This is a genomic window from Burkholderia sp. AU16482, from assembly GCF_002223285.1.
Lineage (GTDB): Bacteria > Pseudomonadota > Gammaproteobacteria > Burkholderiales > Burkholderiaceae > Burkholderia > Burkholderia semiarida.
On the sequence record NZ_NKEY01000004.1, the window covers coordinates 213,245 to 239,016 of the forward strand.

Here is a 25,772-nt window from a genome sequence, read left to right on the forward strand (position 1 = left end):
CCTTTTGACTCGAGCTTTCCCAAGGAAACCCATCGTGAAGTCTTCCGGATCGGCGCGTACGGCGCGCCGCAATGCTGCCCTGTCCTCCTCCGACGCCTCGACGGACACCGTCGCCACCGCCGCGAACGGCCGTGCGAAAGCGGCAACGAAACCAACGGCAACGAAACCGAAAGACGCGATACGTCAGACAAAACGCACGACGAAAGCCGCCGGCCCCGCGGCCCGCGACGCCGTCGCGCCGAAGGCCGGCACCCGCGCGCGCGACGACAAGGACCGCCCGCTGTTCGAGGACATCCGCTTCCTCGGCCGCCTGCTCGGCGACGTCGTGCGCGAACAGGAAGGCGATACGGTGTTCGACGTCGTCGAGACGATCCGCCAGACCGCAGTCAAGTTCCGCCGCGAGGACGACAGCGAAGCCGCGCAGACGCTCGAGAAGAAGCTGCGCAAGCTGACGCCGGAGCAGACGGTGAGCGTCGTACGCGCGTTCAGCTATTTCTCGCACCTCGCGAACATCGCGGAAGACCGCCACCACAACCGCCGCCGCCGCATCCACGCGCTGGCCGGCTCCGCGCCGCAGCCCGGCACGGTCGCATACGCGCTCGACCAGCTGAAAACCACCGGCAACGCGTCGAAGCGCCTGCTGCAGCGCTTCTTCGACGATGCGCTGATCGTGCCGGTGCTGACCGCGCATCCGACCGAAGTGCAGCGCAAGAGCATCCTCGACGCGCAGCACGACATCGCGCGCCTGCTCGCCGAGCGCGACCAGGAGCTGACCGCGCGCGAGCGCCAGTACAACGAAGCGATGCTGCGCGCGCGCGTGACCGCGCTGTGGCAGACGCGCATGCTGCGCGACGCGCGCCTGACGGTCGGCGACGAGATCGAGAACGCGCTGTCGTACTACCGCGCGACGTTCCTCGACGAACTGCCCGCGCTGTACGGCGACATCGAGGCCGCGCTCGCCGAGCACGGCCTGTCGGCCCGCGTGCCCGCGTTCTTCCAGATGGGCAGCTGGATCGGCGGCGACCGCGACGGCAACCCGAACGTGACCGCCGCGACGCTCGACGAGGCGATCAACCGTCAGGCCGCGGTGATCCTCGAACACTATCTGGAACAGGTGCACAAGCTGGGCGCCGAGCTGTCGGTGTCGAACCTGCTGGTCGGCGCGAACGACGCGGTGAAGGCGCTCGCGGCCGCGTCGCCCGACCAGTCGCCGCACCGCGTCGACGAACCGTATCGCCGCGCGCTGATCGGCATCTATACGCGGCTCGCCGCGAGCGCGCGCGTGCGTCTCGGCGAAGGTACGGTGCCGGTGCGCAGCGCCGGCCGCGGCGCGCCGCCCGTGCGTGCGGTCCCGTATGAAGATTCGGAAGCGTTCGTCGCCGACCTGAAGGTGCTGACCGCGTCGCTCGAGGAACACCACGGCGCGTCGCTCGCCGCGCCGCGCCTCGCGCCGCTCGTGCGCGCGGCCGAAGTGTTCGGCTTCCATCTCGCGAGCATCGACCTGCGCCAAAGTTCCGACATCCACGAGGCGGTGGTCGCCGAGCTGTTCGCGCGCGCGGGCGTCGAGGCCGACTATGCGGCGCTCGCCGAGGAAGACAAGCTGCGCGTGCTGCTCGCCGCGCTCGCCGATCCGCGCCCGCTGCGCTCGCCGTACATCGAATACTCGGCGCTCGCGCAAAGCGAGCTCGGCGTGTTCGAGAAGGCGCGCGAGGTCCGCGCGCAATTCGGCGCGCGTGCGGTGCGCAACTACATCATTTCGCATACGGAAACCGTCAGCGACCTCGTCGAAGTCCTGCTGCTGCAGAAGGAGACAGGCCTGCTCGAAGGCACGCTCGGCGTGCCGGGCAGCGACGCGAAGAACAGCCTGATGGTGATCCCGCTGTTCGAGACGATCCCCGACCTGCGCGACGCGTCGCGCATCATGCGCGACTACTTTGCACTGCCGGGCATCGACGCGCTGATCGCGCACCAGGGCGCCGAGCAGGAAGTGATGCTCGGCTACTCGGACAGCAACAAGGACGGCGGCTTCCTCACGTCGAACTGGGAGCTGTATCGCGCGGAACTCGCGCTCGTCGACCTGTTCCGCGAGCGCAAGATCACGCTGCGGCTGTTCCACGGGCGCGGCGGTACGGTCGGCCGCGGAGGCGGCCCGACCTACCAGGCGATCCTGTCGCAGCCGCCGGGCACCGTCAACGGCCAGATCCGCCTGACCGAACAGGGCGAGGTGATCGCGAGCAAGTTCTCGAACCCGTCGATCGGCCGGCGCAACCTCGAGACGGTCGTCGCCGCGACGCTCGAGGCGTCGCTGCTGCCGCAGTCGAACGCACCGGCGCAACTGCCGGCGTTCGAGGCCGCGATGCAGACGCTGTCCGACTCGGCGATGGCCGCGTACCGCGCGCTCGTCTATGAAACGCCGGGCTTCACCGATTACTTCTTCGCGTCGACGCCGATCACCGAGATCGCCGAGCTGAATATCGGCAGCCGCCCGGCGTCGCGCAAGCTGCAGGACCCGAAGCAGCGCAAGATCGAGGATCTGCGCGCGATTCCGTGGGGCTTCTCGTGGGGCCAGTGCCGGCTGCTGCTGACCGGCTGGTACGGCTTCGGCAGCGCGGTGAGCGCGTATCTCGACGGCGCCGGGGACGACGCCGAACGCGCGAAACGCGTCACGCTGCTGAAGAAGATGAACAAGACCTGGCCGTTCTTCTCGAACCTGCTGTCGAACATGGACATGGTGCTCGCGAAGACGGATCTCGCGGTCGCGTCGCGCTATGCGCAGCTCGTGCCCGATCGCAAGCTGCGCAAGCACGTGTTCGAGCGGATCGTCGCGGAATGGGAGCGCACGTCGCGGGCGCTCGCTGAGATCACCGGGCACGAAGGCCGCCTCGCGACCAACCCGCTGCTCGCGCGCTCGATCAAGAACCGCTTCCCGTATCTCGATCCGCTGAACCACCTGCAGGTCGAGCTGATCAAGCGTCACCGCGCGGGCGACACGAACGCGCGGCTGCGCCGCGGGATTCACCTGACGATCAACGGGATCGCGGCCGGCCTGCGCAACACCGGCTGATCCGCGGGCGGCGCGGGCGCGGTTTCGCGCCGGCCGGGATAACGAAAGCCGCGATACGCGTTCGTGCGTATCGCGGCTTTTTTCATGCGATCGCGAAACGGCGCGGCGCGCGCCGCCCGCTCAGTGCGCGTCGATCAGCAACGCGTCGTGCTCGAACGACCCGTCGGCCTGCACCGCGTAGTAGCCGCGCACCTCGTCCGGCGCATGCGCCCACAGCGCGCGAATGCCGGCAACGCTGTCGGCCGGCGTGCGGATGCGCGCGACCCACGTGTCGAAATCGATCGGCAGACGCCAGCGGCTGTGCACCCGCACGTCGAAACCGGCGGCGCGGAACATCGCGAGCCATTCGTCCGCGCGGTAGTCGCGCACGTGCGACGCGTCGCGCAGCACTTCCGCGGCCTGCAGGTACGTATCGAGGAGCGGATGGTCGTTGCCCGCGATGTCGATCATCAGCACGCGGCCGCCCGGCTTCAGCACGCGGCGCACCTCGGCGAGCGCCGCGCGCAGGTCGTGCCAGTGGTGCGCGCTCATCCGGCTCACGACCCAGTCGAACGTCGCGGTGTCGAACGGCAGCCGCTCGGCCGGGCCCTGCTGCGTGCGGATGTTCGCGAGCCCGCGCTCGCGCGCGGCCGCATTGACGGTCGCAAGCATCGGCGCGGCGAGATCGTACGCGACCACCTCGCGCACGTGCGGCGCGACCGCGAAGCTCGCGTGGCCGGCACCGCAACCGAGGTCGAGCACCGCGGCGTCGGGCGTCGCGCTCACCGCGTCGGCGAGCGCCCGCAGGTCGGCGCCCGTCGCATGGACCGTGCTCGTCAGATAGGCGGCGGCCGTCGTGCCGAACGCGTCGGCGACCTGCTCGTGGTGTTTCATCGTTCGCTCCTTTCCTTGATGCCGTCGGCCGAACCCCACGCTTGCGCGCGCGATCCGGCCCCGTGCAACGTATTGTGGGGGACGCCCGCTGCCCTGCCAGCGCGCGAGCCGCTACAATAGGCCTGCATTTGTACCAGTACAAGTTAAGCAGTTATTCTGGTATTCGATCCACCTGTCTGATCGTTCGATCGTTGCCGCGTCTTCGCTTCCACTTCGCCGTTTCCGCATGAACCAGCCGTCCTCCGCCCTCGTCCCGCCGCTCGACGCCACGCCCGCCCGCGCGCTCGGCGAATTCATCCGCGCCCATCGCGAGCGGCTGTCGCCACAGGCCGTCGGCCTGCCGCCCGGCCCGCGCCGCCGCACGCCGGGGCTGCGGCGCGAGGAAGTCGCGCAACTGTGCGGCGTAAGCCCGACCTGGTACACGTGGATCGAACAGGGCCGGCCCGTGTCGGCCTCCGCCGACGCGCTCGCCCGGATCGCCGTCGCGCTGCAGTTGTCGAAGGCGGAACGCGCGTACCTGTTCGAGCTGGCCGCGCAGCGCGACCCGGCCGAGCCCGACGTCGCGGGCGGCGACCTGCCGCCGACGCTCGCCGCGACCGTCGCCGCGATCGCGACGCCCGCCTACGTGCTCGACCGCCAATGGAACGCGCTCGCGTGGAACCCGCCGGCCGCCGCGCTCTTTTCCGGCTGGCTCGATGGCGAGCACGACCGCAACCTGCTGCGCTTCACGTTCATGTCGCCGGCTGCACGCACGCTGATCGTCGACTGGGAAACCCGCGCGCGGCGGCTCGCGGCCGAATTCCGCGCCGACGCGATCCGCCACCTGACCGACGCGCCGACGCGCGCGCTGATCGACGCGCTGACGGCCGGCAGCGACGCGTTCGCGCAGTACTGGGCGTCGCAGGACGTGTTCGAGCGCGAAGGCGGGCGGCGCGAATTCGACCATCCGGCCGACGGCCGCCTCGTGTACCAGCAGATCACGCTGAAACCCGCGCACCGCGAGGACCTGAAGCTCGTCGTGCTGGTGCGCGACTGAGCGCGGCTCAGAAGCTGATCGTCGCGGTAATCGTGTCGCTGTAGTTGCCGGGCGCCGGCGTCGCTTGCGCGGGCACGCGGCCGTACACGGTGATCGCCTGCGCGAACCCGCTGCCGGTGCCGGTCGCCATCGACGTGCCGGCGGTGCCGTCGCCCCATGGTTGCGTGAAGCCGCTGTCCTGATAGAGCTGGTAGCTGACCGACCCGCCGCCCGCGCGCTGCATCGTGCGTGCGGCGACGTTGCCGCTGCCGCCGCCGTTCAACGCGATCCGGAATGCGTCGCCGTTCGTGCAGCGCGCGCTGATCGAGCCGCTGGCGGTCAGCGCGGACGCCAGCACGCCTGCGGGCGGAAACGCGACGCCGGTCGCGCTGATGATGCAGTTGTTGATGACGGTGGCGGTCGTGGTAACCGTCATCGTGCCGGCCGTCGACTGCGACACACACGGTGTCGGCAGCACGCCAAGCAGCGAAAAACTGTAGCTGTATGCGGCCTGGTTGCCGCTGAAACTCTGTGTATAGACGGTGCTGCCGTTGTTCACGGTCGGCACGGTTGGCTGGTTCGGCGCGATGCGGCCATAGATGGTCACGTTCGCACTCGCGGACGTGCCGAGCGCCGGTTTCGTCAACGTCAGCGATATCGGCGTCGTGCCGCTGCTCACGGCGCCCCAGGCCTGCGAATAGCCGGCGTCCTGATACAGGTCGTACTGCATCTGGTTCGCCCCGTTGCTCAGGTAGCGCGGGCTGGTGCCGCCGAGGTTCACGCACACGAGCACGCCGGTGTTCAGGCTCAGCGCGTCCCACGTGCAGTTCACGGTCATCGTGGCGGTCGTCGTGTAGGCCTGTTGCGTGATCGGACTGACCGAGCCGAAGCTCGGCACCGGCGGCGTCACCGTGCACGTATCCGCACGCGCCGGCATCCAGGGCATGCCGAGCAGCGCCGCCAGCAGCAGGGACGCGAGCGCGCGCATCCAGCGGCGCGCCAGATCGAAGCCGTCAGCCTCCATGCATCTCCCCCGAAAAAAACGTCCGGACGATCGGGTTCGCGGATCCGGCCGCGCCCTCATCGTATCCATCCGCGCATCGATCGTTCGCACTGTTACTTGATCCGTGTCAAATAGGCCGATGGAATCCGTCCGCCCCCCGGGCAATGCATGCCAGGTCGGCGTTTTCTCCATTGCGCGCGACCAAAGCCGTGGAGTAGTCTTCCACCAACGACAGAGCGGTAACGGCGACCGGCAACAGACCACGCGGCAGGCACTCCGCGGCCGGGCGACCCCTTGAACGGCAGGAGACAATCATAATGATAGATTCCCGACGTCGTGTTTTTTCAGCCATGCTCGCAGCCACGTTCGCATTCGCGCCGGTGCTGCAGCCCGTCACCGTTGCCGCAGTCTATTCGAACGGCACGGCCACCGCGCAATTCAACGTCACGCTCACGATCCAGGCGAACTGCACGATCGCCGCGAACCCGCTTGCATTCGGCACCACCGGCGTGCTCGCGTCGACGGTCAACCAGCAGACGACGGTCTCCGTCACCTGCACGAACTCGACACCCTACAACATCGGACTCGACGCCGGCGCGGTAACCGGCTCGACCGTCGCCAGCCGGCTGATGGGCGGCACCACGACGGGCAATACCGGCACGACGGTCGGCTACCAGCTCTACCAGGACTCCGGCCACTCGACGATCTGGGGCAACACGCAAGGCACCGACACGGTCGGCGGCACCGGCACCGGTTCCGCGCAGGTGCTGAACGTGTACGGCCAGGTACCCGCGCAAGCGACGCCGAAGCCCGACACCTACCAGGCCTCGGTCACCGCCACCGTCTATTTCTGACGGGCCGTGCGATTGTTCCCGCGCGCCTTTGCCGCGCTGTGCGTCGGGTGGGCGGCGGCGGTTTCGCATGCCGCCACGCTGCAGATCACGCCCGTGACGATCGAGCTGCCGCCTTCGGCGGCAGCCGCGAGCATGACGCTCAGCAACCCGGGCGGGCGGCCGATCTACGGCCAGGTCCGCACCTATCGCTGGACGCAGGAAAACGGCACCGACGTGATGACGCCGACCGACGCGCTCGCCGCGTCGCCGCCGCTGCTGCAGATCGACGCGAACGCCGAGCAGTTGATCCGGCTCGTGCGCACGAGCCGCGGCACGCCGGCCGCAGAAGAGAGCTATCGCGTGCTGATCGACGAACTGCCCGCGCCGGGCGCGCCGGTCGACAACGGCGTGACGATCCGGCTGCGCTATTCCGTGCCCGTATTCGTCGAGCCCGACGCCGCGCAAGCGTCCCCGCGCCTCGACTGGCGCATCGAATCCGACGGGACCGGCATGCGGCTCGCGGTCGACAATCGCGGCGGACGGCGGGCGCAGATTTCCGCGGTCCGGCTGGTCGATGCGCGAGGCGGCGTCCACGAGATCACGCGCGGGCTACTCGGCTATGCGCTCGCGGGCAGCACGCGACGCTGGCCGCTCAAGCTCGACGCCGGCGCGCCCTTCGTCAAGATCCAGGCGACCGTCAACGCGCAGCCGGTCGAAGCCCGGCTGCCGGTGCCCTGAGCCACCCGGGCAGGATCGCACGACGTTGCCCGTGCCGACGCCGAGCAAGATCCTCCGGGCCGACTGCCCCGCGCGACACGCCGGGCCGGCCCGACCCACCGCCGCGCTGCTCGCGCTGGCGCTGATACTCGCGCTGCGCGCGCCCGCCGTATGCGCGCAGCCGGCGCCGATGCCGGCCGCCGCCGTGTCCGAAGCCGCGGCGCAAGCCGACGGGCTGTATCTCGACGTGTCGCTCAACGGCGAACCGACGCACCGGATCGCCCGGTTCCGGCAGATCGACGGGCGGCTGTACGCGGGCTCCGCCGACCTGAACGATCTGGGCATCGCGACCGGCGGCCCCGCGAACGCACCGTCGAACACGCTCGTCGCGCTCGATACGCTCGCGGGGCTGCACTACGATTACGACGCCGGGCGGCAGACGCTCGACCTGCGCGTGCCCGATGCACTGCGCATTCCGCACACGTTCGATACGCGCGCGCTCGCCGCCGCGCCGCCGGCGACGTCCGGCCGCGGCTTCGTGCTGAACTACGATGCCTACGCGCAAACCGTCGCACGCGCGCCGCTCGCGGTCTGGAGCGAGGCGCGCTATTTCGATCCGGCCGGCGTACTCAGCAGCACCGGCATCGCGTACCTGTACGACGACCGCCGGCGCTACGTGCGCTACGACACGTCCTGGACCCGCTCGAATCCCCGCACGCTCACGACGACCCAGGTCGGCGACACGATTTCGTCGTCGCTGTCCTGGACGCGCTCGCTGCGCCTGGGCGGCGTGCAGTGGCGCAGCAATTTCGGCCTGCGCCCCGACCTCGTCACGTTTCCGGTGCCCGCGCTGTCCGGCAGCGCGGTCGTGCCGACGTCGGTCGACCTGTACGTCAACAACGTGCGCCAGTTCAGCGGCGACGTGCCGAGCGGGCCATTCGTGATCAACAGCGTGCCGGGCATCACCGGCGCGGGCAACGCGACGGTCGTCACGCGCGACGCGCTCGGCCGCTCGATCGCGACGTCGATTCCGCTGTACGTCGATACGCGCCTGCTGGCCCCCGGCCTCGCCAGCTATTCGGTCGAAGCCGGTTTCCTGCGCCGCGCGTACGGCACCGATTCGTTCGACTACGCGCGCACGCCGGCGGCGAGCGGCTCGCTGCGCTACGGGATCAGCGAGCGGCTGACCGTCGAAGCGCACGGGGAAGCGACGGCCGGCGTCTACAACGCCGGCGCCGGCGTGCTCGCACGCCTCGGCGAGCGCGGCGTGGCGAACGCGTCGCTGGCGCTCAGCGCGCCGGGCAGCACCGGCGTGCAGGCGGGCGTCGGCTACCAGTACGTGACGCCGCGCTTCTCGATCGACGCGCAGACCCTGCGCGCATTCGGCGACTACATCGACCTGGGCAGCCGCGAAGGCGTGCCGGTCTCGCGCGCCACCGATCGCGTGACGGTGTCGTTCCCGTTCCTGCGCGCGCAAACGCTGTCGTTCAGCTATCTGGCCCTCGAGTATCCGGGCGTCGCCGCGTCGCGGATCGGCTCGATCGCTTACCTCGTCAATCTGGGCGGGCTGACCTCGATCACGTTCAGCGGCTTCCAGGACTTCCGGCAACGCGATGCGCGCGGCTTCTTCGTGAGCCTGAGCATCGGGCTGGGCGGCAACACGTCTGTCTCCGCGAACGCCGGGCGGCAGAACGGCGAATCGACCTACACGCTCAATGCATCGCGGCCGCCCGACTACGGCGGCGGCTTCGGCTGGAACGTGCAGGCCGGCACCCAAGCGGGCACGCGCTACGGGCAGGGCCAGCTGCAGTATCTCGGCCGCGCCGGCCAGCTCACGCTGCTCGCGCAATCGTTCGACGGGCGCGCCAACGCGGCGGTCGACGTCACCGGCGCGTTCGTGCTGATGGATGGCCGGGTGATGACGGCGCGCCGCGTCGACGACGGCTTCGCGCTCGTCTCGACCGACACGGGGCGCGTGCCCGTGCTACACCAGAACCGGCTGATCGGCGCGACGGACCACGCCGGCTACCTGCTGGTGCCCGACCTGAATGCGTACCAGAACAATCGCATCGCGATCGACGGCAGCGCGCTGCCGGCCGACGCGCGGATCGCCGACACGACGCTCGACGTCGTGCCGCAGGCCCGCTCCGGCGTGCTCGCGCACTTCGCCATCACGCGCTACAGCGCCGCGTCGATCGCGCTGCGCGCGTCGGACGGCACGCCGCTTCCGCCGGGGCTCGAGGTCCGCCACGTCGAAAGCGGCCAGCGCACGATCGTCGGCTACGACGGCCTGACCTTCGTCGACGGCCTCGTCGCGAACAACCACCTGGAGATCTCCGGCGGCGGCCGCGACTGCACCGTCGAATTCGCGTACCGGCGGCCGGACGACGGCACGCTGCCGCGCATCGGCCCGCTGACCTGCAGCCCGCGCTAGCGCGCGCCGGCCGCCCGCTTCGCGAATGTTAGAATCGCGGGATTCCCTCGGCGGCGCACGGCCGCCCAACTCCCCTTCGAAGAATCGCCATGACGTCCCAACTGCACAAAAAGGGCGAGGCCTGGTCGGCCCGCTTCTCGGAACCGATGTCGGAGCTGGTCAAGCGCTACACGTCGTCGGTGTTTTTCGACAAGCGCCTCGCGCTCGTCGACATCGCCGGCTCGCTCGCGCACGCGAACATGCTCGCCGCGCAGAAGATCATCAGCGCCGACGACCTGGCCGCGATCGAACGCGGGATGGCGCAGATCAAGGGCGAGATCGAGCGTGGCGAATTCGAATGGCAGCTCGACCTGGAAGACGTCCACCTGAACATCGAGGCGCGCCTGACCGCGCTGATCGGCGATGCCGGCAAGCGCCTGCATACGGGCCGCTCGCGCAACGACCAGGTCGCGACCGACATCCGCCTGTGGCTGCGCGGCGAGATCGACCGCATCGGCGGCCTGCTGAACGACCTGCGCGGCGCGCTGATCGACCTCGCGGAACAGAACGCCGACACGATCATGCCGGGCTTCACGCACCTGCAGGTCGCGCAGCCGGTCACGTTCGGCCACCATCTCCTCGCATACGTCGAGATGTTCACGCGCGACGCGGAACGCATGCGCGACTGCCGCACCCGCGTGAACCGCCTGCCGCTCGGCGCGGCCGCGCTCGCCGGCACCAGCTATCCGATCGATCGCCACGCGGTCGCGAAGACGCTCGGCTTCGACGGCATCTGCGCGAACTCGCTCGACGCGGTGTCCGATCGCGACTTCGCGATCGAATTCACGGCGGCGTCGGCGCTCGTGATGACGCACGTGTCGCGTTTCTCCGAAGAGCTCGTGCTGTGGATGAGCCCGCGCGTCGGCTTCATCGACATCGCCGACCGCTTCTGCACCGGCAGCTCGATCATGCCGCAGAAGAAGAACCCCGACGTGCCCGAGCTCGCGCGCGGCAAGACCGGCCGCGTGAACGGCCACCTGATGGCGCTCCTCACGCTGATGAAGGGCCAGCCGCTCGCGTACAACAAGGACAACCAGGAAGACAAGGAACCGCTGTTCGACACGGTCGACACCGTCGCCGACACGCTGCGGATCTTCGCCGAGATGGTCGCCGGCATCACCGTGAAGCCGGATGCGATGCGCGCGGCCGCGCTGCAGGGCTTCTCGACCGCCACCGACCTCGCCGACTACCTGGTCAAGCGCGGCCTGCCGTTCCGCGACGCGCACGAAGCCGTCGCGCACGCGGTGAAGATCTGCGACGATCGCGGCATCGACCTCGCCGATCTGACGCTCGACGAAATGAAGCAGGAACTGCCGAACGTCGCGCACCTGATCGGCGACGACGTGTTCGGCTACCTGACGCTCGAAGGGTCGGTCGCGAGCCGCAACCACCCGGGCGGCACCGCGCCCGACCAGGTGCGTGCGGCCGCCAAGGCTGCCCGCGCCGCGCTGGGCCAGTAACGGCCCGCGGTTCCGGACGGACGCCCGCGGCGTCCGTTTTTCATTCGGGCGGCCATCGTGCCGCTCGTCGCCTTCCCCGCTTCACCGCTTCACGGATGCTCCCGATGACCTTCTCCGCCGCGCTCTTCGACATGGACGGCCTGCTCGTCGATTCCGAGCGGACTATCATGAACACGTGGATCGACGTGTCGAACGCGCACGGCGTCGTGCTGACCGAGATCGATTACCTGCAGATCGTCGGCCGCTCGTTCGCCGAAGGCCAGGTGATCCTCGCGCGGCTGATCGGCGACCCCGCTACGTTCGACGCGGTGCGCGTCCGCGTGCGCGAGCGGCTCGCCGCCCCGGAGCCCCATCCGAAGTTTCCGCTGAAGCCGGGCGCGCTTGCGCTGCTCGACACGCTCGCGCAGGCCGGCATTCCGTGCGCGGTCGCGTCGTCGTCCGCGGGCGACGTGATCCGCGCGCGGCTCGACGCGGTCGGCGTGCTGCCGTTCTTCCGCGCGGTCGCGGGCGGCGACGAAGTCGCGCGCGGCAAGCCCGACCCTGCCGTCTACCGGCTCGCGGCCGAACGCCTCGGCGTGCCGGCCCACGCGTGCATCGCGTTCGAGGACAGCGACTTCGGCGCGCTCTCGGCCGCCGGCGCCGGCGCGGCGGTCGTCACCGTGCCCGACCTGAAGGCGCCGACGCCGGAGATCGTCGCGCTGAGCCTGCACGTGCTCGCGTCGCTCGACGATGCGCTCGCGCTCGTGCCGTCGTGGTTCGGGCTGCAGGGCATGTCGCAGCCGGCGTAGGCGATACACCGCGCCATGCAAAACGGGCACCCTCGGGTGCCCGTTTTGTCGTGTCGCCGGCTCGGCAGCGGCGCGGCAGCCGTTACCGATTGCCGGCCGTCTCCGACAGCCGCTTCATCGTCGCGATGCGCGCGCCGATCAGGTCGACGCGCCCGTCCTCGCCGACGAGCGGCGCCGTCGCATCGCGGAACGCCACCCACGCGCGCTGCGCGCGCACGAGCGTCGCGGCCGAATGCGCGGGCATCTTGCGGCGCAACTTCTGGTAATAGCGGTTCAGGTCGAACAGCGCGTGCTCGCACGCGGCATCCTGCGCACACGGCCGCACGCGGCGCAGCGCCGGCTCGCGGGGCGCGTTCGCCGACTTGGCGCCGCCCTGCGCACCGCTCGTCGCCGCCACCGGCACGGCAGCGGGCGGCGGCGCATAGCGATCGGCCGCCCCGCGTAGCGCCAGCGCGCGATCGCGCACCGGCTGCAGTTGCAGGTCGGCGCTCGACATCGCATACGCGGTGCCGCGTGTCGTGTCGTATACGGCCTTCAGCAGCAGCACCTCGTCCTTGCGCCACGTGAGCCAGCGGCGCTGGCTGTCCTGCCAGCCGCGCTTCGCGTCGGCCGGCGCATCCTTCAACAGGCGCTGGTACGCGCCGTCCATCACTGCCTGCCACTGCTGCTGCGCCTCGCCCATGCACTGGATCTGCCCGGCCGGCGACGACCGGTCGCGCCGCGCGAGGCATTGCCGCATCGCGACGTCGATCGGGTCGGCCGCCGCGACTTCCGCATGGGCGACACCGGCGCCCGCGAGCCCCGTCAATCCTGCCGCCCAGACGACGAGCGCGGCCAGCGCCGCGCGCATCGTCCGGATTCGTCCATGCGTCGCCATCAGTCGCGCACGCAGTCGACGAAGTACTCGACGCGGCCGTTCACCTCTTCCGCGACGAGGCCGTGGATGTCGGTGTGGAAGCCCGGGAAGCGCTCGTTGAAGTCGCGCGCGAACCGCAGGTAGTTCACGATCGTCTTGTTGAAGCGCTCGCCCGGGATCAGCAGCGGAATGCCCGGCGGGTACGGCGTGAGCAGGATGCTCGTCACGCGGCCTTCGAGCTCGTCGAGCGGCACGCGGTCGATCTTGCGGTGCGCGAGCTTCGCGAACGCGTCCGACGGCTTCATCGCCGGCTCCATGTCCGACAGGTACATCTCGGTCGTCAGGCGCGCGATGTCGTTCGCGCGGTACACGTCGTGGATCTGCGTGCAGAGGTCGCGCAGGCCGACGCGCTCGTAGCGCGGATGCTGCGCGACGAATTCCGGCAGCACGCGCCACAGCGGCTGGTTGTTGTCGTAGTCGTCCTTGAACTGCTGCAGCTCGGTCACCATCGAGTTCCAGCGGCCCTTCGTGATGCCGATCGTGAACATGATGAAGAACGAGTACAGGCCGGTCTTCTCGACGATGATCCCGTGCTCGGCCAGGTACTTCGTGACGATCGCGGCCGGAATGCCGGTCTCGCCGAACTCGCCGTCGACGTCGAGCCCCGGCGTGATGATCGTCGCCTTGATCGGGTCGAGCATGTTGAAGCCTTCCGCGAGCGGGCCGAAGCCGTGCCAGTGGTCGTTCGGCTTCAGCATCCAGTCCTCGCGCGAACCGATGCCTTCCTCGGACAGGTTGTCCGGGCCCCACACGCTGAAGAACCAGTCGTCGCCGTATTCGGCGTCGACCTTGCGCATCGCGCGGCGGAAGTCGATCGCCTCGGCGATCGATTCCTCGACGAGCGCGGTGCCGCCCGGCGGCTCCATCATCGCGGCCGCGACGTCGCACGACGCGATGATCGCGTACTGCGGGCTCGTCGACGTGTGCATCAGGTACGCCTCGTTGAAGCGGTGCTTGTCGAACGTGCGGTTCTCCGAATCCTGCACGACGATCTGCGACGCCTGCGAGATGCCCGCGAGCAGCTTGTGCGTCGAATGCGTCGCGAACACGAGCGCGCCGGTGCGCGGACGACCATCGCCGATCGCGTGCATGTCGCGGTAGAACGGGTGGAACGTCGCGTGCGGCAGCCACGCTTCGTCGAAGTGCAGCGTGTCGAGCAGGTCGCCGAGCAGGTCCTTGATCATCTCGACGTTGTAGACGACGCCGTCGTACGTGCTCTGCGTGATCGTCAGAATGCGCGGCTTCATGTCCGGGTTCTGGCGCATCGCCTCGCGCGCGAACGGGTTCGCCTCGATCTTCCTGCGGATGTTCTCCGGCTTGAATTCGTCGCGCGGGATCGGCCCGATGATGCCGAAATGATTGCGCGTCGGCGTGAGGAACACGGGGATCGCGCCCGTCATCGTGATCGCGTGCAGGATCGACTTGTGGCAGTTGCGGTCGACCAGCACGATGTCACCGGGCGCGACCGTCGCATGCCAGACGATCTTGTTCGACGTCGACGTGCCGTTGGTCACGAAGAACAGGTGGTCGGCGCTGAAGATGCGCGCCGCATTGCGCTCGGACGCCGCGACCGGCCCCGTGTGGTCGAGCAGCTGGCCGAGCTCGTCCACCGCGTTGCAGACGTCTGCGCGCAGCATGTTCTCGCCGAAGAACTGGTGGAACATCTGGCCGAGCGGGTTCTTCAGGAACGCGACGCCGCCCGAGTGACCGGGGCAGTGCCACGAGTACGAGCCTTCGTCCGCGTACTTGACGAGCTCCTTGAAGAACGGCGGCGCGAGCGAATCGAGATAGACCTTCGCCTCGCGGATGATGTGGCGCGCGACGAACTCCGGGGTGTCCTCGAACATGTGGATGAAGCCGTGCAGTTCGCGCAGGATGTCGTTCGGCAGATGGCGCGACGTGCGCGTCTCGCCGTACAGGAAGATCGGGATGTCCGCGTTGCGGCGGCGCACTTCGGTGACGAACGCGCGCAGCTCGATGATCGCGGTCGCGAGCTCGGGCAGCTCGCCGTCCGGGCCGGTTTCGCCGAGCATGAGTTCGTCGTCGTCGATCGACAGGATGAAGCACGACGCGCGGCTCGATTGCTGCGCGAACGACGTCAGATCGCCGTAGCTCGTGAGGCCGAGGACTTCCACGCCCTCCTTCTCGATCGCTTCGGCCAACGCCCGGATGCCGGAGCCCGAGATGTTCTCGGAGCGGAAATCTTCGTCGATGATGACGACGGGGAAACGAAACTTCATGGGCGATTCTCCAAAAAGAACGACCGCGGCGCGTCACGCGCAGCGGTCACCCGGAAACTGGTGAGACGTTATGCAACCAGATCAGGTTTTCGGCAGCGTGACACCGCGCTGCCCCTGATACTTGCCGCCGCGATCGGCGTACGACACGTCGCACACCTCGTCGCTTTCGAAGAAGAGCACCTGCGCGACGCCTTCGTTCGCGTAGATCTTCGCGGGCAACGGCGTGGTGTTCGAGAATTCCAGCGTGACGTAGCCTTCCCATTCGGGTTCGAACGGCGTCACGTTGACGATGATCCCGCAGCGCGCGTAGGTCGACTTGCCGAGGCAGACGGTGAGCACGGTGCGCGGGATGCGGAAATATTCGACGGTGCGGGCCAGCGCGAACGAGTTCGGCGGGATGATGCACACGTCGCCCTTGAAATCGACAAACGAACCCTCGTCGAAGTTCTTCGGATCGACGATCGTCGAGTTGATGTTCGTGAAGATCTTGAATTCGTCCGCGCAGCGGATGTCGTAGCCGTAGCTCGACGTGCCGTAGCTGACGATCCGGCGGCCGTCCTCGGACGCGCGGACCTGATCGGGCACGAACGGCTCGATCATCTTGTGCTCTTCGGCCATGCGCCGAATCCATTTGTCGGACTTGATGCTCATGCCAGCCTCCGCCGGGCCGTCCCAAGGGCGTAGCAGGGAATTCGCAGAGCACCGCTCTGCGCCTGCGCAGCCGGCCGGCTTTGCAAAGCCGGCCGTGGGCGGCTGGCCGTCCCGTCGGGGGACAACGAACGAAGTGAGCGTTGGGGTCGTTGCATATTCAGGGCGCCTGGAAACGCTGCGTGACAGTCGGTGGGGGCCTTACCCGCGAAGCGGCGGCCGGGAAAGGCGCACATTTTACGCGATCATCGGGCCACGCACGCGGCGGCCGTCAACGGATCACGCCGCACGCCAGCGCGGGCCCCGCGCCATGCTGCGCGAACGCCGGGTCGCTCGAGTCGCGGTGCACCAGCGCCGCCCGGTTCATCGCGGAGCGCACGCCATCGAGGGCCAGATCGGGCGCGACGATGAAGCCGGCCGCGACGCCGTTCGCATCCGCATGGATGTTGCCGAGATCGCCGGCGACGCGCGCCCCGGCGCGCAGCCGGTCGGCGGCCGGCGCGAACACGGGGCCTGCGCTCGAGCCGTCGCCGGCGTTGCAGTCGCCGCGTTCGTGCACCTGCAGCGCGTGATCGCTGTTCGGCGGCAGGCCGACCAGGTTGTAGGTGACCTGCACGCCGTCCGGGCGCTCGACGAATGTCACCGCGCCGCGCGCCTGCGAGCCGACCGTCGGCTGCAGTTGCGCGTCGGCCCGTTTTTCGTGCGACGAGGAAAAGGAGCTACAGCCGGCCAGCAGGCCCAGCGCGGCGGCGGCCAGCAGCGCGCGCCGCGCGCGGCCGGCGCGCACGCCGTGATGTCGTTGTTTCATTCGATCCTCATGCCGGCTGGCGGCCGTTTGACACGGCGGCCGCGCCGGGCGGGTAAAGGGACCCGGGAAAAGTCGCCATGATACCGCGCCTCGCGGCGCCGTAAACAGCGTAAGGCCCCGCCCCGCAAGGGTTTTACGTATTTTGAACAACGATCGACGGGAACTTCGACGTCATGTCGCGCGATCGCTCGGCAATCGCCAGCGCGACCCCGCGCGCGATGTCGCGGTAGCGACGCGCGAGCGCGCCTTCGGGATCGGCCGCGACCGTCGGCGTGCCGCTGTCGGCGCGCTCGCGGATCGCGATGTCGAGCGGCAGGCTGCCGAGCACGTTCACGTCGTAATCCTTCGCCATCCGCTCGGCCCCGCCGGCGCCGAAGATGTGCTCCTCGTGGCCGCAGTTCGAGCAGATGTGGATGCTCATGTTCTCGACGATGCCGAGGATCGGAATCCCGACCTTCTCGAACATCTTCAGCCCCTTCTTCGCGTCGAGCAGCGCGATGTCCTGCGGCGTCGTGACGATCACCGCGCCGGTGACGGGCACGCGCTGCGCGAGCGTGAGCTGGATGTCGCCGGTGCCCGGCGGCATGTCGACGATCAGGTAGTCGAGCGCGCGCCAGTTGGTCTGGCGCAGCAGTTGCTCGAGCGCGGACGTCGCCATCGGGCCGCGCCACACCATCGGGTTGTCTTCCTCGATCAGGAAGCCGATCGAGTTCGCCTGCAAGCCGTGGCCGACGAGCGGGTTCATCGATTGATTGTCGGGCGACTCGGGGCGCTGGCCGTGGATGCCGAGCATCGTCGGCAGCGACGGGCCGTAGATGTCGGCGTCGAGTATGCCGACCGACGCGCCTTCCGCGGCAAGCGCGAGCGCGAGGTTCACGGCCGTCGTGCTCTTGCCGACGCCGCCCTTGCCCGACGCGACCGCGACGATGTTCTTCACATTCGGCAACAACTTCACGCCGCGCTGCACCGTATGCGCGACGATTTCCTGCGACACGGCGACGCGCGCGTCGCGCACGCCCGGCACGCCCTGGAGCGCCGCGGCGACGCGCGCGCGCACGTCATCGTGCTGGCTGCGCGCGGGATAACCGAGCACCACGTCGAGCGCCACGACGTCGCCGTCGATCGCGACGTTGCGCACGCCCTTGTTCGCCGCATACGGGCGGCCGGTATTGGGGTCGACGACTGCCGCCAGCGCGGCGTCGACTTGTGCCCGGTCAATGCTCATCAAGACTCCGTGAAAACGTTTTTCTCGCGCGCAAACGTCAAAAAATATCAAATTACGCTGCGAAAATCGGGAAAAGTGAAAGAATCTGTTGCACGCCATTGCGCGAACGCGCGACCCGGCGCACTCTTCGCGTGCGGCATGCTATAGGGCCAAATCGGCCACTCACCGCCTATATTGTAGAGGCTGACGCGTCGCCCCGCCCGAACAGCCCCGCTGACGGACAGGGCATGCGAGCGCCTCGGCGGCTGCCGCGAGCGCAGGCCGGCCCTCCTTTTTCGGACGGCCCGCGCAGGGAGCCATAACTGTTGTTTGTCGTCGTTGTCGACTCGTTCAACCAAGAGAGGAATCCAAGATGAACATGAAAATCGCGACTCGCCTGTCCGTCTTCGCACTCGCCGGCGCACTGCTGGCAGGCTGCGCCACGCAGCAAGGCAACAATACGGCCGTCGGCACCGGCACGGGCGCGGCGCTGGGCGCAGGGATCGGCGCACTGGCCGGCGGCGGCAAGGGCGCGGCGATCGGCGCGGGCGTCGGCGCACTGGTTGGCGGCGTGACGGGTTACAACTGGCAAGCGATCAAGAACAAGCTCGCGCCGTCGGCGGCGCAGACGGGCACGCAGGTCACCGAGCAGCCGGACGGCTCGCTGAAGCTGAACGTGCCGAGCTCGGTCACGTTCGCGACGAACCAGTACGCGATCACGCCGGCGTTCACGCCGCTGCTGAACGACCTCGCGACGACGCTGAACCAGAACCCGCAACTGACGGCGTCGATCGTCGGCTACACGGACAGCACGGGCTCGGCGCAGTTGAACCAGACGCTGTCGCAGAACCGTGCGCAAAGCGTCGTGAACGCGCTCGTGCAGCGCGGCGTGAACGGCGGTCGTCTGTCGGCGCAAGGCATGGGGCCGTCGAACCCGATCGCGGACAACGCGACCGAAGCCGGTCGCGCCCAGAACCGCCGCGTCGAGATCTACCTGCGCGCGCCGCAACAGCATCAGTAAGCACGACCACGAGGGGAAACGTGCGGGCGCCTTGCCCGCACAGCCCCGCCCGGCAAGGCTTTGGGCGGGGCCGGTAACAAATCGAAAAAATTTTCGAACTTCTGTCGCAGGCCGTGGTCAGTATTTACGGTACGCGGCTGGTGTTGCCGGCGCGTCACCATTCTCCTCTTGTCGTTGTTGCTCCGGGGCCGTATCCGCCCCGGTTTTTTTTGCCCGCCGAATTCGTGCTGCAGCGCAGCACAACACGACCGGGCACGCCGCACGTGCGGCCTCGTCCCCGCTGCCGCCCCGTCGCGGCGCTTGCTCGCCGCGCTGGTCCGCGCCCCTGCTAGAATCGCAGTTTCCCGTCGTTTTTCCCGCTGTTCTTCTCCAGACCCTATGTCCGCATCCGACCTCACTTCCGTGCAGGCTGCGGCGCCGCAAGGCGGCCGCCAGATCCTCGTTACGTCCGCCCTGCCCTATGCCAACGGGCAGATCCACATCGGCCACCTGGTCGAGTACATCCAGACCGACATCTGGGTGCGGACGCTGCGAATGCATGGCCACGAGGTCTACTACATCGGCGCCGACGATACGCACGGCACGCCGATCATGCTGCGCGCGGAGGCGGAAGGCCTGACCCCGAAGCAGCTGATCGACCGCGTGTGGGCCGAGCACAAGCGCGACTTCGACAGCTTCGGCGTGTCGTTCGACAACTTCTACTCGACCGATTCGGACGAGAACCGCGTGCTGAGCGAGAAGATCTATCTCGCGCTGCGGGAAGCCGGCCTGATCGCCGAACGCGAAATCGAGCAGGCCTACGATCCGGTCAAGGAAATGTTCCTGCCGGACCGCTTCATCAAGGGCGAGTGCCCGAAGTGCCACGCGAAGGACCAGTACGGCGACAGCTGCGAAGTGTGCGGCTCGACCTACCTGCCGACCGAGCTGCTGAACCCGTATTCGGTCGTGTCGGGCGCGACGCCGGTGCGCAAGACCTCGAAGCACTACTTCTTCCGCCTGTCCGACCCGCGCTGCGAATCGTTCCTGCGCGAATGGGTGAGCGGCCTCGCGCAGCCCGAGGCGACCAACAAGATGCGCGAATGGCTCGGCGACGCCGGCGAAGCCAAGCTCGCCGACTGGGACATCTCGCGTGACGCGCCGTACTTCGGCTTCGAGATCCCGGGCGCGCCCGGCAAGTATTTCTACGTGTGGCTCGACGCGCCGGTCGGCTACTACGCGAGCTTCAAGAACCTGTGCGCGCGCAACGGCGTCGATTTCGATGCGTGGATCCGCCCCGGCTCGAAGGCCGAGCAGTACCACTTCATCGGCAAGGACATCCTGTACTTCCACACGCTGTTCTGGCCCGCGATGCTCGAGTTCTCGGGCCACCGCACGCCGACCAACGTGTTCGCGCACGGCTTCCTGACGGTCGACGGCGCGAAGATGTCGAAGTCGCGCGGCACGTTCATCACCGCGCAGAGCTACATCGACACGGGCCTGAACCCCGAGTGGCTGCGCTACTACTTCGCCGCGAAGCTGAACGCGACGATGGAAGACATCGACCTGAACCTCGACGACTTCCAGGCGCGCGTGAACAGCGATCTCGTCGGCAAGTACGTGAATATCGCGAGCCGCGCGGCCGGCTTCCTGATCAAGCGTTTCGACGGTCGCGTGCAGGACAGCGCGATGAACCATCCGCTCGTCGCGAAGCTGCGCGATGCCATTGCGCAGATCGCCGCGAGCTACGAAGCACGCGAATACGGCCGCGCGCTGCGCCACACGATGGAGCTCGCGGACGAAGTGAACGCGTACGTCGACGGCGCGAAGCCGTGGGATCTCGCGAAGGATCCGGCCAACGCGGTCGCGCTGCACGAAACCTGCAGCGTGAGCCTCGAGGCGTTCCGCCTGCTGTCGCTCGCGCTGAAGCCGGTGATACCGCGCGTCGCCGAAGCGGTCGAAGCGTTCTTCGGGATCGCGCCGCTCGCGTGGGCCGATGCCGGGAAGCCGCTGTCGTCGGCGCAGCCGATCAAGGCGTACCAGCATCTGATGACGCGCGTCGATGCGAAGCAGATCGAAGCGCTGCTGGCCGCGAACCGCGATTCGCTGCAGGCCGGGGCAACGGGTGCGGCCGCCGCGAGCGCGAACGCCGCGAAGGATGCGAAGAACAACGCGAAGGCGAACGCGAAGCCGGCCGCCGCGAATGGCGCCGACGACGCGCCGATCTCGATCGACGATTTCGCGAAGATCGACCTGCGCATCGCGAAGATCGTCGCGTGCCAGGCCGTCGAAGGCTCGGACAAGCTGCTGCAGCTCACGCTCGACGTCGGCGAGGAAAAGACCCGCAACGTGTTCTCGGGCATCAAGTCCGCGTACCAGCCCGAGCAGCTCGTCGGCAAGCTGACGGTGATGGTGGCGAACCTCGCGCCGCGCAAGATGAAGTTCGGCCTGTCCGAAGGGATGGTGCTCGCCGCGTCGGCCACCGACGAGAAGGCGGAACCGGGCCTCTACATCCTCGAGCCGCACAGCGGCGCGAAGCCGGGCATGCGCGTGAAGTAAGCGCAACGCGCGGCTGCCGGCGCAAAAAAGCCCCGCACGAGTCGAATCGTGCGGGGCTTTTTTATCGTCGCCCGGTACGCCGTGCCCGCCCTCACCGCTGCCCGAACCACCGATCGAAGCGCCGCGTGTAGTTCAGGTCGACACCCTGGAACGTGCCGCCGTACGCCGACACCGACCAGAAGCGCGTCAGGTTGATCGTCGCCTTGAACGCGTTGCTCGCCGATTGCAGCCCCTGCTCGAAGCCGAGCACGAAGCGCTCGTTGATCGCCTTCGACACCAGCACGACCTGCGGATCGGTCAGACCGACTTCGCTGCGGCCGACCGACACCTCGTCGAGACCGAAAGTCTGTGCGACACGCTTGCCGGTCACGCTGCCGAGCAGCCCGAGCGCCGCCGTCATCGCGCCCTGCTGGCCGACGTTGTTGCCCTGGTCGGTACCGTGCCCGAACAGCAGCCACGACAGCTTTTCGTTGTCGGTGACGTTCGGCTCCGACACGAGCTTGACCGTCGGCGACTGGATCGTGCCGACCACCTGCACGCCGGCCTCGACCTCCTGGTTGCGCCGCATCGCGAGAATGTTCACGCCCGGGTTCGACACCGGGCCGTTGAACGTGAAGAAACCGTTCTCGATCGCGAGCTTGCGGCCGAACGTCGTGTACGTCGAGCCTTCGGTCACGCGCACGTTGCCGACCGCGCGCAGCGGCACGCCCGGCGCGCTCATCACGGTGATCGTGCCGCGCAGCCCGAGATCCGCGCCGTGGCCCTTGAAGCGGAAGTTGTTGCCGAGGCCGACGTCGATGTTCGCGCGCGGCGCCAGCGACGGCGCCGGCTTGTTGTCGACCGGCTTCGGCTTCGCGGCCGCGGTGCCGGTCGGCGTCTCGCCGCGCACCGTGCCGTCCGGCTGCACGATCACGACGTCGTCGGACAGGTGCGGCGCCGATTGCTCGGGCAGGTCGAACAGCGCGCGATCGACCATGAACTTGCCGTCGATCGACAGCGCGCCGCGCGGCCCGTCGTTCGCGACGGTGGCCTTGCCCGACAGCGACAGCTTGCGGTCGGGCGCCGCGAACAGTTCGAGCTTGTCCGCGACGATGCTCGCGGTCAGGTCCGGCGCCTCGCCGTCGAGGCGCACGCGGCCGAGCGCGCGCAGCGTGCCGTCGCCGCCGTGGAACTCGACCTGCTGGAATTCGACGAGGTTGTCCGACAGCTTCACGCGCACGATGCCGTCCTTCAACTGCACGCCCTGATCGATCAGCGTCGCGGACAGCTCGTCGCCGGTCAGCGTCCCCGACAGGTTCGGCTTCACCGGCGTGCCGGAGACGGTCAATTTCAGCGCCGCGCGCCCGCCGAGCAGGTAGCTCGGCCCGAACAGGTTGCCGGTCGTCTTCAGCGCCGGGATGTCGGCATCGATGCGGCCCGACAGCGGACCGTCGTCGACGATGCCGAACACGCCGTCGCGCAGCGCGAACGGCACCGCGACGTTCGCGTCGAGCGTGCCGATCCGGCTCGCCTTCGCGAGCGCCGTCACGTTGAGCCGGTTGCCGGGCGCGAAGCTCGCGCGTGCGGACAGGTCGGTCAGGCCGAGCGACGCGATGCCGCGCCCGGTCTCGATCGTCACGTCGCCGCCGCGGCGCTTCACCTGCACGTAGCCCGTCGCGTTCGCGCCGAGCGAGAAATCCCAGTCGGCATCGAGCACGACGTCGGTCCGCACCGGCGGCCGCTGGCCGGTCAGCGCCTGGCGCACCTCGAGGAAACGCGCGACCGACGCGCCCGTCACGGCGCCCGCCGAGCGCATCTGGCCGTGATCGAACACGAACGATTTCAGGTCGATCGCCGCGCCTTCGAGCGTCAGCCGCGTCGCGCCGAGCGTCACGCGCCCGGCGCCGGCCGATATCGTCAGCGGCGCCTGCAGCGCGAGCGCCGGCGTGCCGCGATTCGCGAGACGCGTGACGGTGCCGTCCCAGCGCATGCCGTCGCGGGTCTCGACCACACCGCCGTTCGCCGCGAGCGTCAGGTCGATCACGCGGCCGCCGGCCGCCCCGAGCGCCGATGCGTCGAGCGTGTGCTTCGCGCGCGTGCCGTCGAGGTTCGCGCGCAACGACTTCAACTGGAACGACCCGAGCGCGATGTCGGCCGCGTCGGCCGTGAACACGAGGGCGCCGTGCGCGCCGTCGCGGATGTCCGCGCGGCCCTGCGCGGTGCCGATCCGGTTCGAACCGACGACGACGTGCTCGGCCTTGTAGGTGGCCGTCACGTTCGGATGCGCGAAGCTGCCGGTCAGGTCGCCCTGCGCCTGCACGAGCCCTTCGACACCGAAGCCGAGCCGGTCGAGCTGCGGCGCGTCGACGACGAAGCGCAGCCGGTCGCCGGGTGCGCCGAAGCTGCCGCGCAGGTCGACGTGGTTGCCGGCGATCGACAGGTTCGCGTTGCTCGGCAGGATCCGCGAGCCGGCGAGCTGCACGACGCCGGCGCCCGTCAGCGGCACGCCGTCGTACAGGCTGTCGGCGAGCTTGAAGGTCGCCTTCGTCGACACTTGCGGCGCAAACGCGCCCGACGCGGTCAGCGTGCCCGACACGCGCGTCTCGCCGCGCCCGGCCGGCGCCTTGGCGGCCTTCGCCGGCGCCTTGCCGCCGCCCGCCTTCGGCGCGCTCGCCGCGGCCAGCAGCAGCGGATCGAACGCGGTCAGCGTCGCCTTCGCGTCATAGGTCGAATGCGCGTCGTGGCGGAACACGCCCGTCAGGTCGATGCGTCCCTTGCCGGCCGTCACGCGCGTGTCGGTCAGCACGGTCTGCTGCCGCGTCAGCGCGACCTTGGCGCGCGCGCCCAGCGCGAGCTTCGGGTCGTTCAGGTTGAAATCGACGGTCGTCACGTCGCCCGCGAGCGTCACGCCAAGCGGGCCGCCGAGGCGCATCGGCCGCAGCTCGGCGACGAACGCGTTCAGGTCGAGGTTCGCGACCTTCAGGTCGAAGCGGCCCTTGCCGCCCGCGAGCGTACCGCCGCCGGTCACGCTGCCGTCGCGGATCAGCTTCAGCGCGAGGCCGTCGATGCGCTGCGCGTGCGCGTCGAGATGCACGGTCGCGTGCGCGTCGATCACCGGCAGCAGATGGTCGCCGAGCGTGCCCGGCTTCGCGTTGACGATCGACACCGGGCCCGTCACCGCGAAGCCCTTCGCGGGCGCGGAGCCCGCCGGCGCGCTCACCGGCGCGAGTTCCGCGCGCACCGCGAGATCGGCTGCGGGCGCGCCGGGCGACAGCGCCTGCGGGTTCACGTGGTCGAACACGAGCGACGCGCGCGTGAGCGGCACCGGGCCGAACGGCGCGGCCTCGACGTGCGCGCGCCCGTTCAGCTTCATCCCGCTCGCGTCGACGTCGGCGACGAGCGCCTCGAGCGAGCCCGACACACGGGCCCGCGCGTCGACCGGTTCGTCGGACAGCTTGCCGGCGTAGGTCGCCTCGCCCGTCAGCGCGAACGGCTTCACGCCGTCGAGCTTCGCGCGCGCGGTCAGCGCGCCGTACGGCGTATCGACGCCGTCGAGCACGAGTTCGTGGTGGCGGCCGTCGCTGCGGCCGTTCAGCGCGAGATGGTCGAGCTGCGTCGTCGAGCCGCCGTCGTGAATGGCGAGGCGATCAACGCGCAGGTCGTCGATCCGCACCTGCAGCGGCAGGCTCAGGTTCTGCGGCGTCGTGCTCGGCGTCGACGGCCCCGGCGCGATCCGCACGTCGATCGTGCCGGCGCGCAGATACGCGATGGACAGCCGCCACGGCGCGCGCGTCAGCGCCCAGCGACCGTCGAGCCGGTCGATGCGAACCTCGGTGCCGGTGCCGTCGGGGCTCGTCCACGCGAACCCGCGCAAGCGCACGCCGGTCGCGAGCGAGCCGCCGTCGAGCGTGCCGGCGAGCCGCGTGCCGAGCACCTTGCCGGCCGCCTGCCACGCGAGCCGCGTGCCGCGCTCCGTCGTCACCGCCCCCACCACGAGCCCCGCCGCCAGCACGACGAGCAGCACGAGCGACACGAGCGTCCACGCGAGAACGCGCCACGCGCGGCCGCGACGCGGCGCGCGCGGCGGCCGCGGCGGCGTATCGGGCGCGCCGTCGGGCGAATCCGGATCGTGAGGCGGCGGCGTGTCGTTCGGGTCCTTCGTCATGCGGTTCGTCGTGCGGGTCGTCGTGAACAG

The 25,772-nt window shown here is 69.2% G+C and carries 17 protein-coding genes; 9 read left to right on the forward strand and 8 right to left on the reverse strand.

Going from position 1 to position 25,772, the window contains the following annotated elements; translation table 11 throughout:
• The first annotated feature begins 34 nt into the window (after positions 1 to 34).
• Positions 35 to 3,064 (forward strand): phosphoenolpyruvate carboxylase, encoded by a 3,030-nt coding sequence (gene ppc / locus CFB35_RS12620; RefSeq protein WP_089465047.1) that lies wholly within the window; start codon positions 35 to 37, stop codon positions 3,062 to 3,064.
• 120 nt (positions 3,065 to 3,184) lie between these two features.
• On the opposite strand, the gene CFB35_RS12625 is transcribed toward ppc, so the two are convergent.
• Entirely contained in the window at positions 3,185 to 3,937 is a 753-nt protein-coding gene (locus CFB35_RS12625) for a class I SAM-dependent methyltransferase (protein ID WP_059576656.1), read from the reverse strand.
• A gap of 226 nt (positions 3,938 to 4,163) precedes the next feature.
• Here CFB35_RS12625 and CFB35_RS12630 point away from each other — a divergent pair, with 226 nt between their 5' ends.
• Positions 4,164 to 4,973 carry a helix-turn-helix transcriptional regulator gene (locus CFB35_RS12630; protein ID WP_059576659.1) on the forward strand — a complete coding sequence of 270 codons (810 nt, stop codon included), beginning with the start codon at positions 4,164 to 4,166 and terminating at the stop codon, positions 4,971 to 4,973.
• Positions 4,974 to 4,980: 7 nt separating this feature from the next.
• On the opposite strand, the gene CFB35_RS12635 is transcribed toward CFB35_RS12630, so the two are convergent.
• Entirely contained in the window at positions 4,981 to 5,976 is a 996-nt protein-coding gene (locus CFB35_RS12635; protein WP_059576663.1) for a spore coat protein U domain-containing protein, read from the reverse strand.
• Positions 5,977 to 6,272: 296 nt separating this feature from the next.
• On the opposite strand from CFB35_RS12635, the gene CFB35_RS12640 reads away from it, so the two are divergent.
• From CFB35_RS12640 to CFB35_RS12660, 5 genes are all read left to right on the forward strand, one after another.
• Entirely contained in the window at positions 6,273 to 6,809 is a 537-nt protein-coding gene (locus CFB35_RS12640) for a spore coat U domain-containing protein (RefSeq protein WP_059576666.1), read from the forward strand.
• A gap of 6 nt (positions 6,810 to 6,815) precedes the next feature.
• Positions 6,816 to 7,526 (forward strand): molecular chaperone, encoded by a 711-nt coding sequence (locus tag CFB35_RS12645; protein ID WP_059576669.1) that lies wholly within the window; start codon positions 6,816 to 6,818, stop codon positions 7,524 to 7,526.
• Positions 7,527 to 7,695: 169 nt separating this feature from the next.
• Positions 7,696 to 9,939, forward strand: coding sequence for a fimbria/pilus outer membrane usher protein (locus CFB35_RS12650; RefSeq protein ID WP_373453013.1), 2,244 nt, complete (start codon positions 7,696 to 7,698; stop codon positions 9,937 to 9,939).
• A gap of 89 nt (positions 9,940 to 10,028) precedes the next feature.
• Positions 10,029 to 11,438: an argininosuccinate lyase gene (gene argH, locus CFB35_RS12655; protein WP_059576672.1), complete on the forward strand. Its 1,410-nt coding sequence runs from the start codon at positions 10,029 to 10,031 to the stop codon at positions 11,436 to 11,438.
• Positions 11,439 to 11,542: 104 nt separating this feature from the next.
• Positions 11,543 to 12,226, forward strand: coding sequence for an HAD family phosphatase (locus CFB35_RS12660; RefSeq protein WP_059576911.1), 684 nt, complete (start codon positions 11,543 to 11,545; stop codon positions 12,224 to 12,226).
• A gap of 82 nt (positions 12,227 to 12,308) precedes the next feature.
• On the opposite strand, the gene CFB35_RS12665 is transcribed toward CFB35_RS12660, so the two are convergent.
• The 5 genes from CFB35_RS12665 to apbC all read right to left on the reverse strand — a co-directional run bounded on the left by CFB35_RS12665 (position 12,309) and on the right by apbC (position 18,063).
• Entirely contained in the window at positions 12,309 to 13,103 is a 795-nt protein-coding gene (locus CFB35_RS12665) for a lysozyme inhibitor LprI family protein (RefSeq protein ID WP_059576675.1), read from the reverse strand.
• Positions 13,103 to 15,382: an arginine/lysine/ornithine decarboxylase gene (locus CFB35_RS12670; RefSeq protein WP_059576678.1), complete on the reverse strand. Its 2,280-nt coding sequence runs from the start codon at positions 15,380 to 15,382 to the stop codon at positions 13,103 to 13,105. The genes CFB35_RS12665 and CFB35_RS12670 overlap by 1 nt, the downstream gene beginning before the upstream one ends.
• Before the next feature lie 81 nt (positions 15,383 to 15,463).
• Positions 15,464 to 16,033 carry a dCTP deaminase gene (dcd, locus tag CFB35_RS12675; RefSeq protein WP_006398615.1) on the reverse strand — a complete coding sequence of 190 codons (570 nt, stop codon included), beginning with the start codon at positions 16,031 to 16,033 and terminating at the stop codon, positions 15,464 to 15,466.
• Positions 16,034 to 16,301: 268 nt separating this feature from the next.
• Positions 16,302 to 16,838, reverse strand: a complete 537-nt coding sequence (sodC, locus tag CFB35_RS12680) for a superoxide dismutase [Cu-Zn] (RefSeq protein ID WP_089465049.1) — start codon at positions 16,836 to 16,838, stop codon at positions 16,302 to 16,304.
• Between the two features lie 133 nt (positions 16,839 to 16,971).
• Positions 16,972 to 18,063 carry an iron-sulfur cluster carrier protein ApbC gene (gene apbC, locus CFB35_RS12685; RefSeq protein WP_059576684.1) on the reverse strand — a complete coding sequence of 364 codons (1,092 nt, stop codon included), beginning with the start codon at positions 18,061 to 18,063 and terminating at the stop codon, positions 16,972 to 16,974.
• Between the two features lie 352 nt (positions 18,064 to 18,415).
• Between apbC and CFB35_RS12690 the strand changes: the two genes are divergently transcribed.
• Both CFB35_RS12690 and metG read left to right on the forward strand, forming a co-directional pair.
• On the forward strand, positions 18,416 to 19,063 hold the full coding sequence (locus CFB35_RS12690; RefSeq protein WP_059576687.1) for an OmpA family protein: 648 nt from the start codon (positions 18,416 to 18,418) through the stop codon (positions 19,061 to 19,063).
• Between the two features lie 378 nt (positions 19,064 to 19,441).
• Positions 19,442 to 21,598: a methionine--tRNA ligase gene (gene metG / locus CFB35_RS12705; RefSeq protein ID WP_089465050.1), complete on the forward strand. Its 2,157-nt coding sequence runs from the start codon at positions 19,442 to 19,444 to the stop codon at positions 21,596 to 21,598.
• Between the two features lie 91 nt (positions 21,599 to 21,689).
• Here metG and CFB35_RS12710 read toward each other — a convergent pair whose 3' ends face one another.
• Positions 21,690 to 25,742: a translocation/assembly module TamB domain-containing protein gene (locus CFB35_RS12710; protein ID WP_089465051.1), complete on the reverse strand. Its 4,053-nt coding sequence runs from the start codon at positions 25,740 to 25,742 to the stop codon at positions 21,690 to 21,692.
• Positions 25,743 to 25,772 lie beyond the last annotated feature (30 nt).

What these genes read in the sequence shown, in the direction of transcription:
- CFB35_RS12625 (WP_059576656.1), bottom strand. Translation starts at nt 3,937, where the DNA reads ATGAAACACCACGAGCAGGTCGCCGACGCGTTCGGCACGACGGCCGCC.
- CFB35_RS12630 (WP_059576659.1), top strand. Translation starts at nt 4,164, where the DNA reads ATGAACCAGCCGTCCTCCGCCCTCGTCCCGCCGCTCGACGCCACGCCC.
- CFB35_RS12635 (WP_059576663.1), bottom strand. Translation starts at nt 5,976, where the DNA reads ATGGAGGCTGACGGCTTCGATCTGGCGCGCCGCTGGATGCGCGCGCTC.
- CFB35_RS12640 (WP_059576666.1), top strand. Translation starts at nt 6,273, where the DNA reads ATGATAGATTCCCGACGTCGTGTTTTTTCAGCCATGCTCGCAGCCACG.
- CFB35_RS12650 (WP_373453013.1), top strand. Translation starts at nt 7,696, where the DNA reads ATGCCGGCCGCCGCCGTGTCCGAAGCCGCGGCGCAAGCCGACGGGCTG.
- argH (WP_059576672.1), top strand. Translation starts at nt 10,029, where the DNA reads ATGACGTCCCAACTGCACAAAAAGGGCGAGGCCTGGTCGGCCCGCTTC.
- CFB35_RS12660 (WP_059576911.1), top strand. Translation starts at nt 11,543, where the DNA reads ATGACCTTCTCCGCCGCGCTCTTCGACATGGACGGCCTGCTCGTCGAT.
- CFB35_RS12665 (WP_059576675.1), bottom strand. Translation starts at nt 13,103, where the DNA reads ATGGCGACGCATGGACGAATCCGGACGATGCGCGCGGCGCTGGCCGCG.
- CFB35_RS12670 (WP_059576678.1), bottom strand. Translation starts at nt 15,382, where the DNA reads ATGAAGTTTCGTTTCCCCGTCGTCATCATCGACGAAGATTTCCGCTCC.
- dcd (WP_006398615.1), bottom strand. Translation starts at nt 16,033, where the DNA reads ATGAGCATCAAGTCCGACAAATGGATTCGGCGCATGGCCGAAGAGCAC.
- sodC (WP_089465049.1), bottom strand. Translation starts at nt 16,838, where the DNA reads ATGAAACAACGACATCACGGCGTGCGCGCCGGCCGCGCGCGGCGCGCG.
- apbC (WP_059576684.1), bottom strand. Translation starts at nt 18,063, where the DNA reads ATGAGCATTGACCGGGCACAAGTCGACGCCGCGCTGGCGGCAGTCGTC.
- CFB35_RS12690 (WP_059576687.1), top strand. Translation starts at nt 18,416, where the DNA reads ATGAACATGAAAATCGCGACTCGCCTGTCCGTCTTCGCACTCGCCGGC.
- metG (WP_089465050.1), top strand. Translation starts at nt 19,442, where the DNA reads ATGTCCGCATCCGACCTCACTTCCGTGCAGGCTGCGGCGCCGCAAGGC.
- CFB35_RS12710 (WP_089465051.1), bottom strand. Translation starts at nt 25,742, where the DNA reads ATGACGAAGGACCCGAACGACACGCCGCCGCCTCACGATCCGGATTCG.